The organism is Variovorax sp. LjRoot175 (assembly GCF_964253805.1).
GTDB lineage: Bacteria > Pseudomonadota > Gammaproteobacteria > Burkholderiales > Burkholderiaceae_C > Variovorax.
In genome coordinates, this window is sequence record NZ_CAXURY020000001.1 from 3,677,460 (window position 1) to 3,690,840 (window position 13,381).

A 13,381-nucleotide genomic window follows, 5' to 3' on the forward strand; every position below is an offset into this window, starting at 1 on the left:
GGCCCGAGCGCCATGAAATGGAGGCAGCCATGCAGGATTCGGTGACGCCTATCGACGCATCCTTCGAGCGATGGACGCAACTCTCGGACGCCTACGAGCAGCACCTGCTGCACATGAAGCAGGGTGATGAAAGCGCGCGCGCAGAAGCGATACGGCTCGCACGCGAACTGGATGCGCTGACCCGACTGCTCGGACGCAAGCTCCCCGCGAACCAGTCACCCGACAAGCGCTGAGGCCTTCTTCGTCCTTCCGCGCAGCCTTCTCTGGGTCCAATTGCCCGATCCGGATCGGGGTGCCGCGTCCGGATTGTTGCCGGAACGAAAACACCGCAATTCCATTTGGCAGGGTTTCTACCTAGATTTCGGGCGCAAACTTCATCCCCACAGAGCAGCCATTCACTGTTCTGGATGAACAGGGCACCGAGCGAGGTGGCCGCCCCCGAAGGGACGGCGCCCCACCCAAGACCGGTTCGAAATCATCATCCAAACCATTGAAGGAAATTGAAATGAAGACCTCGAAGATCATTGCCGCCGCCGCTCTCGCGCTTCTTGCTGCCGCTGGCGCCCAAGCCGAAACCTATGAAGGCGTGCATTCGCTGGTGTCGGCCAACAGCCGTGCCGACGTGAGGGCCCAAGCGGTGGCTGCCGCACGCAGCGAGAACCCGTACGCCGAAGGCGTCTCGTCGCGCGTCGCGCCGGCGCTGACCGCCTCGACCGACCGTGCCGGCGTGCGAGCCGAAGCCGTCGCCGCCGCCCGCAGCGCCAACCCGTACGCGGAAGGCTATGCGCAAGGCGTGGCGCCGGTGCTCGCCAGCACGGTTGACCGCGCCACCGTGCGCGCCGAAGCCCGCGCCGCAGCGCGCGGCATCGACCAGCTTGCGCTGTAATCGGCTGCACTCGAGACGACAAACCGGGCCGCGAGCCCGGTTTTTTCATGCGGCGTTGGCCGCAGGCCACTCGGCCTCGCTGAAAGAATGCCGGCTGCCCCGGAGCGCGGCACAATCTCGTCAGCATGACGCAGCAATTGCCCCACCCCGATGACCTGAGCGATGCGGAGCTCGCTGAACACGCCCATGCCTGGCGACGCCTGGCATTGCGCGGAGACCGCAACGCGCGAGCGCCCGCGCACGCTTACGAGACTGCCTTGCGCGAACGCGTGCGCGCCTCGATGGCAGCCGAGCTGATGGCCAGCGCCGCGGCGCCCGAACCGAAACGCCCGTGGTGGCGCCGATGGTGGCCCTCGATGAGCGAGCACGTCACGTCCTGAACGGACGGCGCTTCCTCCTTCTTCAGCGGTCAGCGGCCGCCGAGCTGCCCGAAGGAGGTGCGAAGCCCCACATAGTCGGTCGGCCCGCTGCTCTCGGGTGGATGACCGGTCGCCGACAGCCAGGCCGCGATGCTGGGCAGGCGCTTGTCGAAATAGAGCTGCAGGTGGGACCAGTTGCCGCCCTCCGTATGGGGCGCGGTCATTTCGAGCGCCTCGACCGCGATCGCGCGCAAGCTGCTCACCATCGCCAGCGAGCGCCCGTCGAGCAATTGCAGCGTCACCTCGCGGCCCTGCGCCAGGATTTCATCGAGGATGCGGCGATTCACCGTGTAGTCGGGCCAGCTGCGCTTGCCGCAGGCGTCGTTCAGCTCCCTGAAGACCCAGTGCATGTTGGTGGCGAAGATCGCCGCCACCTGCCCGGCCTGGCGCAGGCTCTGCTTCGAGGCCAGGGCCTGCAGCCGCAGCGCCCACAGGATCGCGGCAAGAACGCCCAGTGTCTGGACCCATGCCGCCCATTCGGTCGAGGTCGCAGGACGGTTGAACCAGCCGACGACCACCAGTGCGACAGTGAGCGCGGCGACCGCCGCTCCGAATTTCCGCATGCTTTCCTCTGGGTCTGGGTACGCCGCCTCAGGCGCGCGGCCCGTCCTTGCCGAACAGTTTTCTTATCGCCGCAATCCCTGCCACCAATGCATTGGCGTAGGTCGCTTGCGGATCGCTCGCAGCCTCGAGCGGCAGGTATGGAAGCGCTTCTTCCATCGCGTAGTCGGTGCCCTCCATCAATACCCAATAGAACTCGCCCTCTTCGAGTTCGTGCACGGTGAGCGCGATATTTCGCAATTGCGACATGAGTTTAGGAGGGGGTCATCGAGTGAACTCATCGATCCTATTCATCGCGCGTTACAACACCTAGCCAAAACTTCACGTTTCGTCTCAAATGTGATGAAGGGTAATTAAATTGGCAAGTCTTGAATACCCTCAATAGCCTGAATGTGGGTAATTTGCACCTGCCAAGCTTTTCCTACAGCGCCCGGGTGCCGCCGTGCCTAAGCTGAATGCACCTCAACAACACCGCCGTGCCAAGGAGGAGACATGAAGCATTTCACCCTCGACCCCCACATGGTCGCCGCCTTCGGAGGGGCCTTCTATCCGACCGGCCATTCCATGGTGATGTTTCCCAATGCCGAGGACGCGAGCCGAGTCGGACACCAGCTGATCGACAACGGCTTCAGCGGCGACGAGGTCTACCTGATCCCTCCCAAGACCATGCTGGCCCAGATCTCGCCCACGGTCAGGGACGCGGACAACCCGCTGCCCTCGGCCGGCACCGACGGCGCCACCGTGCGCGCCTACACCAAGCTCGCGCGCGACGGCCACACCGGCCTCCTGGTCAAGACCGAGAACAGGGCCGCGGCCGAGCGCCTGATGGAGGTGGTGCGTACGGTGCCCTATTCGATCGCCGAGCGCTACTGCAGGCTGGTGATCGAGGACCTCTGAACCAGGTCTCAGGCCGGCGCGGCGCGGCTGAGCACGGCGCGCGCCATCGACTGCGCAAGCTCGTGCTCGCCGAGGAACACGGTGGCCTCCACCTCCTCCGAGAGCAGCCGCGCCTCCTCCTCGTTGTGGCTGCGGATCACGGTCTCGATCGCGGGGTTGAGCGTGCGCGCGGTCTCGATCATCTGCCGCACATTCATCGCATCGGCGACGGCGACCACGAGCACGCGGGCCCGCGCCACATGCGCCTGGATCAGCACCGCGGGATCGGCCGCATCGCCCCAGACGGCCGCCAGCCCCTCGGCGCGCAGCTTCTCCACCAGTTCGCGGTTCTGCTCCGCCACCACGAAGGGAACATCGTGGGCTGCCAGCTCGGCGGCAATGCGCCGCCCCACGCGGCCATAACCGACCAGCACGACGTGGCGCGACAGGTACTTCGCCTCGGTGCTCACCGGCAGCTCGGCCAACGGGTCGTCGCGCAGCGCCAGGCTGCGCGCAAGGGATGAACGCGCATGCAGCCATTTCTGCACCGGACCGATCAGGCTGAACCACAGCGGATTGGTGGCGATGGAGATCAGCGCGCCGGCCAGCAGCAGGCTCTGGCCCTCGGCCGGCAGCAGCCCGAGCGAGACGCCGAGCGCAGCCAGGATGAATGAGAACTCGCCGATCTGCGCCAGGCTCGCGCTCACCGTGAGCGCCGTGCTCAAGGGATAGCGGAACAGCAGCACCAGCGCGCAGGCCGCCACGGACTTGCCCACCACGATCACCCCCACGACCGCCAACACCTGCAGCGGGCGTTCGATCAGCACGGCCGGGTTGAACAACATGCCGACCGAGACGAAGAACAGGACGGCAAAGGCGTCGCGCAGGGGCAGCGATTCCTGCGCCGCCCGATGACTGAACTCGGATTCGCGCATCACCATCCCCGCGAAGAAGGCGCCGAGCGCGAAGGACACGCCGAACAGCGCCGCCGATGCGAAGGCGATGCTGACCGCGGCCGCCACCACGCACAGCGTGAAGAGTTCGCGCGAACCGGTGCGCGTGACCTGCCACAGGACCCACGGGAACACGCGCCGCCCCACCACCAGCATCAGCACCACGAAACCACCCACCTGCAGCAGCGTGAGGCCCAGCGTCTGCCAGACCGGCGCCGCGTCGGCCACGGCCGTCTTGCCGCCCATCACGCCGGCCAGCGGCGGCAGCAGCACGAGCACCAGCACCATCGCGAGGTCTTCCACCACCAGCCAGCCGACCGCGATGCGGCCGGTGAAGGAATCGAGGAGCCCCAGGCTCTCGAGCGCGCGCAGCAGCACCACCGTGCTCGCCACCGACAAGGCGAGCCCGAACACCAGTGCGCCGCCCAGGCTCCAGCCCCACCACGTGGCCAATGCGCCACCAAGCAGCGTGGCCACCGCCATCTGCACGATCGCGCCGGGCAATGCGATCTTGCGCACCGCGAGCAGATCGTCGAGCGAGAAGTGCAGGCCGACGCCGAACATCAGCAGCATCACGCCGATCTCGGCCAGCTGCGCGGCGATCTCCGCATCCGCCACGAAGCCCGGGGTGAACGGGCCGATGATCACGCCCGCGAGCAGGTAGCCCACCAACGCCGGCAGCCGAAGCCGCGCCGCCAGGAAGCCGAGTACCAGCGCCAGGCCGAGACCGGCCGCAACGGTATTGATCAGGGAGACGCTGTGGGGCATCGCTGCATTTTGCAAGATCGACGCCAACGCACCTGCACCTTTCAGCGCGCCGTCAATCCAGTCCCAGCACCTTGTCGAGCGTGATCGGCAGGCTGTACACGCGGCGCCCCGTCGCATGGAAGATCGCGTTGCCCACGGCCGCCGCGACGCCCACGATGCCGATCTCCCCCACGCCCTTGACGCCCAGCGGATTGACGACCTCGTCCTGCTCGTCGACGAAGATCACCTCGATCTCCCCGACGTCGGCGTTGGCAGCCAGGTGGTATTCGGCCAGGCTGTGGTTCATCACGCGGCCCAAACGGTGATCGACGAGACCCTCCTCGTGCAGCGCCATGCCGATGCCCCAGACCACGCCGCCCTCGATCTGGCTGGTGGCTGTTCTCGGATTGACGATGCGTCCGGCCGCCACCGCGCTGACGACGCGCGTGACGTGCACGCTGCCCAGGTCTTCATCCACGCGCACCTCGGCGAACACCGCCGAATGCGTGGCGCGCGCGTACTTGCGCTGCTTCATGAGATTGGGCAATGCGAGGCTCTTGGCTTCGATCTGGGCCGCACCGGCGCGCTGCATCAGCTCGCGCAGGCTGATGGAACGCGAGGGATCCACGCGCAGCCGCACCAGGCCGTTGACGAATTCGACATCCTTCAACCGCGGCTGGCGCAGCGGCGTATCGCCTTGCGCACGCGCCATGAGGAGCAGCTTGGCCGCGATCTTGATGCAGGCGGCCTGAACCGCCGTGCCGATGGTGGCCACGGTGAAGGAGCCCCCCTGGACCGGCGCCAGCGGCAGGCTCGAATCGCCGAGGCTGAAGTCCACCTTGGCAAGCGGCAGGCCCAAGGTCGCCGCTGCGATCTGCGACATCACGGTGCCGGTGCCGGTGCCGATGTCGGTGGTGGCGCTGCCGACCTCCAGCGTGCCGTCGACCCGCAGCACGGCGCGTGCGGCGCCGTGGATCTGCATCGCGTCCCACACGCCGGTGGCCATGCCCCAGCCGATCAGCGTGCGGCCGTCACGCATCGAGCGCGGCTCGGGCTCTCGGCGCGACCAGCCGAAGCGCTCCGCGCCGCGCGCATAGCATTCGCGCAACGCCTTGCTCGAGAAGGGTTTGCCGCTTCCGGGCTCGGTCTCAGTGTAGTTGCGCAGGCGCAGGGCCAGCGGGTCCAGGCCGACGGCATGCGCCAGTTCGTCCATCGCGCTTTCGAGCGCATAAACCCCTTGGGCCGCGCCGGGTGCGCGCATGTCGGTCGGCGTGAAACGGTCGAGCTCGACCACGCGATGGGCCAGCCGCAGATTCGGCGTGTTGTAGAGCAGACCCGTCCAGCTGACGATGTTCTCGACGTAGTCCTCATTGCGCGAAGTCTCCGACACCGCCTCGTGCACGACGGAGCGCAGCCGCCCTTCGGCATCGCAGGCCAGCTTCAGCGTCTGCAGGGTCTCGGGCCGATGGCCGAAGCTGAACATCTGCTGGCGCGTGAGCACCACGCGCACCGTGCGCCGCAGCGTCAGCGCCGCCATCGCGGCCAGCACCAGCTGGTAGCCGGGCCGCAGCCCCGACCCGAAGGCCCCGCCCACGAAGGGACACAGCACGCGCACATCGCGCTTGCGCAGCTTCAGCACGCGCGCCAGGTAGGCGCGGCTGTTCTGCGCGCCCTGCGTCTTGTCGTAGATCGTGAGCCGCCCTTCGCCTTCCCAGATCGCCGTGCTGGCATGCGTTTCCATGGGGTTGTGAAACTCGGCCGGCGAGCGGTAGCGCGCCTCGATCTTGACCGGCGCTTCGTCCCAGGCATCTTCCGGTTCGCCGCGCACCTTGGGCGCGACCTGGTAACCGAACTTGAGGCGGCTCGGCTTGCGGGCCTCGATCGCCAGCCGCTGCATGTCGCTGCGCGGCCGCTCGGCGGCGCAGTGCACCTCGATCAGCCGCGCCGCATGGCGCGCGGCCTCGAAGCTCACCGCCACGACCAGCGCCACCGGCTGCGCGTCGGAGTGGATCTGCGCATCGTGCAGCGGCCGGAACGGCGAGCCGCCGGGCGCATCCATGTCCTTGTGCAGCAGATCGAAGCGTGCCATGGGCGGCCGGTTCTCGTGGGTCAGCACCTCGATCACGCCCGGCACGGCGCGCGCCGCGCGGCTGTCGATGGAACGGATGCGGCCGCGCGCGATCGGGCTCGGCACCACCACGCCGTAGAGCAGGCCCTCGGCCGGATGCTCGGCGGCGTAGCGGGCCGCACCCGTCACCTTGGCCCGAGCGTCGACACGCGCCACCGGCGCCCCGAAGGGCAATCCGGGTTGTGCCGTCACGCACCCGCCTCCATGCCGGCCGCCTGCAGCAGCGCACGCACGACGGCACGGCGCGCCAGTTCGATCTTGAAGCCGTTGTGCTCCAGCGCCCGCGCGCCCTCGACCAGAACGGACGCCGCTGCCTCGAACGCGGCGACACCGGGCACCTGGCCGGCCAGCAGCGCCTCGGCTTCGCACCGGCGCCAGGGCTTGTGGGCCACACCGCCGAGCGCGATGCGCGCCGACCGGATGCGCCCCTGCGCGATGTCGAGCGCGCAGGCCGCGGACACCAGCGCGAAAGCGTAGGAGCGCCGGTCGCGCAGCTTGAGATAGCAGGAATGGCGAGCGAAGGGATCGGGCGGCAGCTCGACCGCGATGACCAGTTCGTCCGCGGCCAGCGTCGTATCGCGCTCCGGTGCATCGCCGGGCAGCCGATGGAAGTCGGCCATGGCGATGGAGCGTTCGCCCTGCGGCCCCTGCACGTGAACCACCCCTTCGAGCGCCGCCAGCGCGACGCACATGTCCGAAGGATGCACCGCAACGCACTGCTCGCTGGCGCCGAGGATCGCGTGGATGCGATTCAGCCCCTCGATCGCCGGGCAGCCGCTGCCCGGCGCGCGCTTGTTGCACGGCGTGACGATGTCGTAGAAGTAGTAGCAGCGCGTGCGCTGCAGCAGGTTGCCGCCGACGGTCGCCATGTTGCGCAGCTGCGGCGAGGCGCCGGCCAGCAGCGCCTCCGCCAGCAGGGGATAGCGGCGCTGCACTTCCGGATGCCAGGCCAGGTCGGCATTGCGCACCAGCGCGCCCACGTGGAGGCCGCCGCGTTCGGTGACGCGCACCTCGCGCAGCGGCAGGTGCGTGATGTCGACCAGCCGCGCAGGCCGGGCGACGCCTTCCTTCATGAGGTCGAGCAGATTGGTGCCGCCGGCGATGAAGCGCGCGCCGTCCACGCCGCCAATGGAGCGCAGCGCGTCGGCCGCATCGGTGGCGAGGTGGTACTCGAAAGGATTCATCGCACGGCTTTCCACGCACCGGACTGCTGATGCCCCAGCACTTCAACCACCGCCCTGACGATGTTCGGATAGGCGCCGCAACGGCAGAGGTTGCCGCTCATCTGTTCGCGCACGTCGTCTTCGTTCTGCGCATGGCCCTCGCGCAGCAGGCCGACCGCCGAGCAGATCTGGCCCGGCGTGCAGTAGCCGCACTGAAAAGCATCGTGGTCGACGAAGGCCTGCTGCAGCGGATGCAGAAGGTCGCCGTGCGCCAGCCCCTCGATGGTCTGTATCGTCGCGCCCTCCTGCATCACCGCGAGCGCGAGACAGGCGTTGATCCGGCGGCCGTCCACCAGCACCGTACAGGCGCCGCACTGCCCATGGTCGCAGCCCTTCTTGGTGCCAGTCAGGCCGCAGTGCTCGCGCAGCAGGTCCAGCAGCGTGGTCCAGGCCTCGAGCCGCACCGTGCGCGCGACGCCGTTCAAGTGGAAGCGGACCGTGTGCACCTCGCAGGCGGTGCGCTCCTGCGTGCTGAGGGTGGAGGTGGCATCCATGGGCTGTGACCTTGTCGTGCGGCGGAGGCTGGCGCAGTAGGACGTGACCGCAAGCATCGTCGCCGGAAACAAAAAGACCCGCCGCGGCGGGTCTTTTTGCAACTGGCCGAAGCGTCGGCGCCTCAGTGCATGTGCAGGCCGCCGTTGACCGAGAAGTCGGCGCCCGTCGAGTAGCCGCCTTCGTCGGTCGCGAGCCACGCGATGATGGAAGCGATCTCGCTGGGCTCGCCGAGCCGCTTGACGGGAATCGTGCCCACGATCTTGTCGAGCACTTCCTGGCGGATCGCCTTGACCATGTCGGTGCCGATGTAGCCCGGGCTCACGGTGTTCACCGTCACGCCCTTGGCCGCCAGCTCCTGCGCCAGCGCCATCGTGAAGCCGTGCATGCCGGCCTTGGCGGCCGAGTAGTTGGTCTGGCCGGCCTGGCCCTTGGCGCCGTTGACCGAGCTGATGTTGATAATGCGGCCCCAGCCCTTTTCGACCATGTCCGCGACCACCTGCTTGGTGACGTTGAACATGCTGTTGAGGTTGGTCTCGATCACCGCGCTCCAGTCCTCGGGCGTCATCTTGAGGAACATGCGGTCCCGCGTGATGCCGGCGTTGTTGACCAACACGTCGATGCTGCCGTGTTCGGCCTTGGCCTTGGTGAAGGCCTCGACCGTCGACTGCCAGTCGCCGACATTGCCGACCGACGCGTGGAACTCGTAGCCCAAGGCTTTCTGCTCGGCCAGCCACTTGGCATGGTCCCGCGTGGGACCGCAGCCGGCGATGACCGTGAAACCATCCTTGTGCAGGCGCTGGCAAATGGCGGTTCCGATGCCTCCCATGCCCCCGGTGACGTATGCGACTCTTTTGCTCATGATGTTCCTTATGTTGACGAGCCTGAACAGGCGCTGTTCACTGTAGCGAAGTTTCGCGCAGCCACCGGCTCAGGAAAACACTGACCCCTCAATGCAACGGGGTGTCACAAGCCGTCCATATACCGCGTTCGAACAGAAGGAAGGCAGGCATCCAATGAAACTCGTGACCTGGAACACCCAATGGTGCTGCGGCCTCGACGGCGTCGTGAGCCCGCAGCGCATCGTCGAGGGCGCGCGCGCCATGGGCGACTTCGACGTCCTGTGCCTGCAGGAGATCGCATCGGGCTATGGCGCCATGCCCGGCGGCCCGGGCGACCAGCCGGCCGAGCTCAGCGCGCTGCTGCCGGGCTTTCAGCTCTTCTTCGGTGCCGCGGTGGACGAGTTCGACCCCGAGGGCCGGCGCCAGCGTTTCGGCAACGTGATCGCGACCCGCCTGCCGGTGTCCCGGGTCCAGCACCACCCGCTGCCCTGGCCGGCCGACCCGGACGTGACCAGCATGCCGCGCATGTGCACCGTGCTCACGCTGACCAGCCCCGAACTCGGGCCCCTGCGCGTGATGACCACGCACCTCGAGTACTACTCGTCGAAGCAGCGCACGGCGCAGGCAAGGACCCTGCTCGCATTGCACGCCGAGGCCTGCGAACAGGCCGCAGCGCCGCCGAAGGCCGACTACGAGGGCCCCTTCCAGCCCAAGCTGCATACGAAGGAAGTCATCCTCTGCGGCGACTTCAACATGGCCGCATCGGACCCGGCGCACGCGACGCTGCGCGAGCGCCTGCGGGATGCGTGGCCGCTGGTGCACGGCAATGCCCCCCACGCACCCACCTTCCGGCTCTTCGACCGCAGGTACGGCCCCGATGCGGTGAGCTACGACTTCGTGTTCGTCAGCGACGGCCTGGCGCCGCGCGTGCGCCGCATCGAGGTCGACCTGGTCACGCGCGCATCCGACCACCAGCCCGTGTTCGTCGAGTTCGGCGATTGAGGCCTAAGGTTCTCACTCGCCTTGGATGCCGGCGGCGCGGATCACCTTGCCCCACTTGGCGGTCTCGGCCGCGAGGTGGCTGCGCAGCGCCTCGGGCGTGACCTTGTCCACGGGCACGATCTCCGAACTCAGGTCGGCCAGGCGCTGCTTGACCACCTCGTCCTGCAGGGCCGCGCGCAGGGCGACGTTGAGCTTCCCGGTCACGGCGGCCGGCGTGCCCTTGGGCGCGTAGATGCCGTGCCACACGCGCACGTCGAAGCCCTTGAGTCCCTGCTCGTCGAGCGTCGGGATGTCGGGCATGCTCGTTAGGCGCTTGGGCGTGGTCACGCCGAACACCTTGACGCGGTTGCCGTCCTTGATGACCGGCGCCGTCTGCGTGGTCTGGTCGCACAGGAGGTCGACCTGGCCGCCCATGAGGTCGTTGAGCGCCGGGCCGGCACCCTTGTAGGGCACGGTCGTCAGGTCGACGCCGATCTGGCTCGCGAACAGCAGGCCGCACAGCTGCGAGACGGCGCCGATGCCGGCATTGGCAAGCGAGACCTTGTCCTTGTTGGCCTTCACGTAGGTCAGCAGCTCCTTGAAGTTGTTGGCCGGGAAGTCCTTGCGCGACAGCAGCGTCATCGGCACGTCCATCACCTGCCCGATGTACTCGAAGTCCTTGAGCGGGTCATAGGACAGCTTCTTGTAGAGCGCAGGCGCGGTGGCCATGCCCATGTGATGGATCAGGATGGTGTAGCCGTCGGGCTTCGCCTTCGCGACCCGCGCGGGCGCGATGGTGCCGCCGGCGCCGACCGTGTTCTCGACCACCACCGTCTGCCCGAGCGACTTGCCCATCGGGATCGCCAGCATGCGGGCCACCACGTCGGTCGGACCGCCGGCCGAGTAAGGCACCACCATCGTGATGGGCTTGTCGGGCCACGCGGCCTGGGCCGCAGCGGGCGATTGCATTCCCAGCAGGCCCGCGGCCAGCGATGCGCAAAGCAGAACTTTGGATTTCAGTTCCATGTCGTCGTCTCCTGATGTCGATAAAAACCGGATTCAGACCGCGCCCTGCGCTTCCAGCGCGAGCAGGCGTTGCGCGAGCCGCAGCACGGGCGCGTCGACCATGCGGCCGCCGAGGCTGATCACGCCACCGCCGGCGCACTGCATGGCCTCGTTCACGCGCCGCGCCCAGGCCAGTTGCTCGGCGCTCGGGCCGAGGGCCGCATGCACCGGCCCCACCTGCTCGGGATGGATGCAGAGCTTGGCGCCGAAGCCACCGCGCCGCGCGCGTGCGCAGTCGAGCTGGAGCCGCTCCCGATCGCGCCAGTCGGGCGACACGCCGTCGACCGGTGCTGCGAGCCCGGCGCGGCGCGAAGCCAGCACCAGCGCAAGGCGCACCGGCACCAACTCGGCCTCGTCGGCTTCGCAGGCCAGACCGAGATCGGCCTGGAAGTCCAGATGGCCGAAGGCAAGCCGAAGCACCTGCGCTGCGTTCGCGAGCGCATCGAGCGCGGCGAGCCCGGCGGCCGATTCGATCAACGGCACGAGCACGCCCTGCGGCCCGACCGTCGCGACCAGCGCTGCGAGTTCTTCGGCACGCTCGGCCTTGGGCAGCACCACGCCGGCGAGCCCTTGCCGCGACAGCTGCGCCACGAGCGCGCAGTCTTCGTCGTGCCAGGCCGTGCCTGACGGATTGACGCGCACGAACAGGCGGCTGCGCTCGCCAGCGGACAGCGCCGCATGGCTGCGGGCGAGCTGCTCGCGCGCCGCCGCCTTGCGCTCGGGCGCCACCGCATCTTCGAGATCGACGATCACGGCGCCGGCGCCCGAAGCCAGCGCACGCGCATGGCGCTCGGGCCGGTCGGCCGGCACGAAGAGGAAGGTACGCGCCAATGCGAGCGGTGTTGCAGCGTTCATGAAGACGCTCCCAGCAGCATGCCGACCGAGGGCGCGCGCGCCACGTCCCAGAGCCGCTCGATGGCGTCGTGCATCTCCGCCTCGCTGGCGCCGCCGCTGTAGGCCGCGAGCCGCAGCGTCTTGGCCGTGATCTCTTCGCGGGAGAGCGTGTTGCCGGGGTCGCCCTTGGGTTCGTCGACGCGGCCCTGCAGCACGCGGCCGTCGTTCGTGTGCACCGTGACCTTGCCGATCCAGCGCTTCGGGTAGGCACCGTCCACCTCCGGATCGAGCACCATCTGCACGCAGTCGCGCAGCGCCACCGTGTAGTCATCGCGGAAATGCGCGTCGAACTCGGCCAGCCCGGCCTGCCCGAAGCGCGCCACCAGCGCGAGCACGGTACCCATCGAGAACTTGGACTGGTGCACCGTGGCCGGGTCGACCACCGGCCCCAGCACATCGATCGCGCCCTGGTGCACATGCGTCGTGACGCGCGCCAGGTTCTCGGCGCGCAGATCGTTCGCGCGCATGACTTCGAGCAGCGCATCGGCCGCCGGATGCGTATGGCGGCACGAGGCGTGGTACTTGAACGAGGTCTCGGCCAGCGCCCAGCGTGTGCCTAGGCCATCGACCAGCCGCTCTGGATCGGCATCCTGCGACATGCCCGCGGCCATGCCCTGCGGGCCTTCGAGGATCTGCTGCGCCCCGGTGAAGCCGTCGCGCGCCAGCGTCGCCGCCATCAGCCCGGCCGCGGCCGCATGCGCGGTGTGCAGTTGCTTCGAATCGGCCGCGGTGCGCAGGAACTCCCAGAGCCCGGCCGACTGCGTGCCGGCCGAGCCGAAGGCATGCTGCATGCGTGCCGCGTCGAGCCCCAGCAGATGGCCGGTCGTGGCCGCCGCCGCAAGGGTGCCGGCCGTGCCGGTCGTGTGGAACACCTTGTAGTGCGAACGCCCGAGGAACTCGCCCACGCGGATGCCGACCTCGTAGCCCGCGACCGCCGCCGCGAGCAGTCGTTCGCCGCTGGCACCCAGCGCCTGCGCCCAGGCCAGCGCGACCGGGAAGACCACCGTCGCCGGATGGAACACAGAGCCGTTGTGCACGTCGTCCTGCTCGGCCACGTGCGAGGCCGCGGCATTGACCAGGGCCGCGAAGTACGGGCTCGTGCGCGTGCGGCCCACCAGCACTTCGCTGCGGCCACCCACGGGCCCCATCTCGCGCGCGAAGGCGGCAATGGTCTCGACCGGCCGTGCGCCGTGCCCTGCGATCGCGGAGCCGAACCAATCGACCAGCAGGTCTTCGGTGCGGCGAATCACGGGCGCCGGAATGTCGGTAAAGCGCAGCCCGGCGGCGAAGCGTGCGAGGGATTCGGTGCTCATG

The 13,381-nt window shown here is 68.5% G+C and carries 15 protein-coding genes; 5 read left to right on the forward strand and 10 right to left on the reverse strand.

The window, feature by feature from the left end; genetic code table 11:
• Window positions 1-17 precede the first annotated feature (17 nt).
• The 3 genes from ACSQ89_RS18145 to ACSQ89_RS18155 all read left to right on the forward strand — a co-directional run bounded on the left by ACSQ89_RS18145 (window position 18) and on the right by ACSQ89_RS18155 (window position 1,266).
• Complete coding sequence (locus tag ACSQ89_RS18145) at window positions 18-233, forward strand: hypothetical protein (RefSeq protein ID WP_436294503.1); 216 nt, start codon at window positions 18-20, stop codon at window positions 231-233.
• A 272-nt stretch (window positions 234-505) separates the two neighbouring features.
• A complete protein-coding gene (locus ACSQ89_RS18150; protein WP_436294504.1) occupies window positions 506-886 on the forward strand; it encodes a helicase SNF2 in 381 nt (126 codons plus the stop codon).
• A 125-nt stretch (window positions 887-1,011) separates the two neighbouring features.
• Complete coding sequence (locus ACSQ89_RS18155; protein ID WP_436294505.1) at window positions 1,012-1,266, forward strand: hypothetical protein; 255 nt, start codon at window positions 1,012-1,014, stop codon at window positions 1,264-1,266.
• A 29-nt stretch (window positions 1,267-1,295) separates the two neighbouring features.
• Here ACSQ89_RS18155 and ACSQ89_RS18160 read toward each other — a convergent pair whose 3' ends face one another.
• Together ACSQ89_RS18160 and ACSQ89_RS18165 are read right to left on the reverse strand one after the other, a co-directional pair.
• Window positions 1,296-1,868, reverse strand: a complete 573-nt coding sequence (locus ACSQ89_RS18160) for a hypothetical protein (RefSeq protein ID WP_436294506.1) — start codon at window positions 1,866-1,868, stop codon at window positions 1,296-1,298.
• Between the two features lie 28 nt (window positions 1,869-1,896).
• Window positions 1,897-2,085 carry a hypothetical protein gene (locus ACSQ89_RS18165; RefSeq protein WP_244503896.1) on the reverse strand — a complete coding sequence of 63 codons (189 nt, stop codon included), beginning with the start codon at window positions 2,083-2,085 and terminating at the stop codon, window positions 1,897-1,899.
• Between the two features lie 273 nt (window positions 2,086-2,358).
• Between ACSQ89_RS18165 and ACSQ89_RS18170 the strand changes: the two genes are divergently transcribed.
• Window positions 2,359-2,763, forward strand: coding sequence for a hypothetical protein (locus ACSQ89_RS18170; protein ID WP_093108248.1), 405 nt, complete (start codon window positions 2,359-2,361; stop codon window positions 2,761-2,763).
• An 8-nt stretch (window positions 2,764-2,771) separates the two neighbouring features.
• Here ACSQ89_RS18170 and ybaL read toward each other — a convergent pair whose 3' ends face one another.
• From ybaL to phbB, 5 genes are all read right to left on the reverse strand, one after another.
• On the reverse strand, window positions 2,772-4,463 hold the full coding sequence (gene ybaL, locus ACSQ89_RS18175; protein WP_093108250.1) for a YbaL family putative K(+) efflux transporter: 1,692 nt from the start codon (window positions 4,461-4,463) through the stop codon (window positions 2,772-2,774).
• A gap of 52 nt (window positions 4,464-4,515) precedes the next feature.
• Window positions 4,516-6,762: a xanthine dehydrogenase family protein molybdopterin-binding subunit gene (locus ACSQ89_RS18180; protein WP_436294508.1), complete on the reverse strand. Its 2,247-nt coding sequence runs from the start codon at window positions 6,760-6,762 to the stop codon at window positions 4,516-4,518.
• Window positions 6,759-7,754, reverse strand: coding sequence for an FAD binding domain-containing protein (locus tag ACSQ89_RS18185; RefSeq protein WP_436294509.1), 996 nt, complete (start codon window positions 7,752-7,754; stop codon window positions 6,759-6,761). Before ACSQ89_RS18185 ends, ACSQ89_RS18180 begins: the two co-directional genes overlap by 4 nt.
• Entirely contained in the window at window positions 7,751-8,287 is a 537-nt protein-coding gene (locus ACSQ89_RS18190; RefSeq protein ID WP_436294510.1) for a (2Fe-2S)-binding protein, read from the reverse strand. The genes ACSQ89_RS18185 and ACSQ89_RS18190 overlap by 4 nt, the downstream gene beginning before the upstream one ends.
• Window positions 8,288-8,409: 122 nt before the next feature.
• Window positions 8,410-9,147, reverse strand: coding sequence for an acetoacetyl-CoA reductase (phbB, locus tag ACSQ89_RS18195; protein ID WP_436294511.1), 738 nt, complete (start codon window positions 9,145-9,147; stop codon window positions 8,410-8,412).
• 154 nt (window positions 9,148-9,301) lie between these two features.
• On the opposite strand from phbB, the gene ACSQ89_RS18200 reads away from it, so the two are divergent.
• A complete protein-coding gene (locus ACSQ89_RS18200; protein ID WP_436294512.1) occupies window positions 9,302-10,129 on the forward strand; it encodes an endonuclease/exonuclease/phosphatase family protein in 828 nt (275 codons plus the stop codon).
• Between the two features lie 12 nt (window positions 10,130-10,141).
• On the opposite strand, the gene ACSQ89_RS18205 is transcribed toward ACSQ89_RS18200, so the two are convergent.
• The 3 genes from ACSQ89_RS18205 to ACSQ89_RS18215 all read right to left on the reverse strand — a co-directional run bounded on the left by ACSQ89_RS18205 (window position 10,142) and on the right by ACSQ89_RS18215 (window position 13,380).
• On the reverse strand, window positions 10,142-11,077 hold the full coding sequence (locus tag ACSQ89_RS18205) for a tripartite tricarboxylate transporter substrate-binding protein (protein ID WP_436294581.1): 936 nt from the start codon (window positions 11,075-11,077) through the stop codon (window positions 10,142-10,144).
• Between the two features lie 90 nt (window positions 11,078-11,167).
• On the reverse strand, window positions 11,168-12,028 hold the full coding sequence (locus ACSQ89_RS18210; protein ID WP_436294513.1) for an HpcH/HpaI aldolase/citrate lyase family protein: 861 nt from the start codon (window positions 12,026-12,028) through the stop codon (window positions 11,168-11,170).
• On the reverse strand, window positions 12,025-13,380 hold the full coding sequence (locus ACSQ89_RS18215; protein ID WP_436294514.1) for an MmgE/PrpD family protein: 1,356 nt from the start codon (window positions 13,378-13,380) through the stop codon (window positions 12,025-12,027). The genes ACSQ89_RS18210 and ACSQ89_RS18215 overlap by 4 nt, the downstream gene beginning before the upstream one ends.
• Between the last annotated feature and the right edge of the window lies 1 nt (window position 13,381).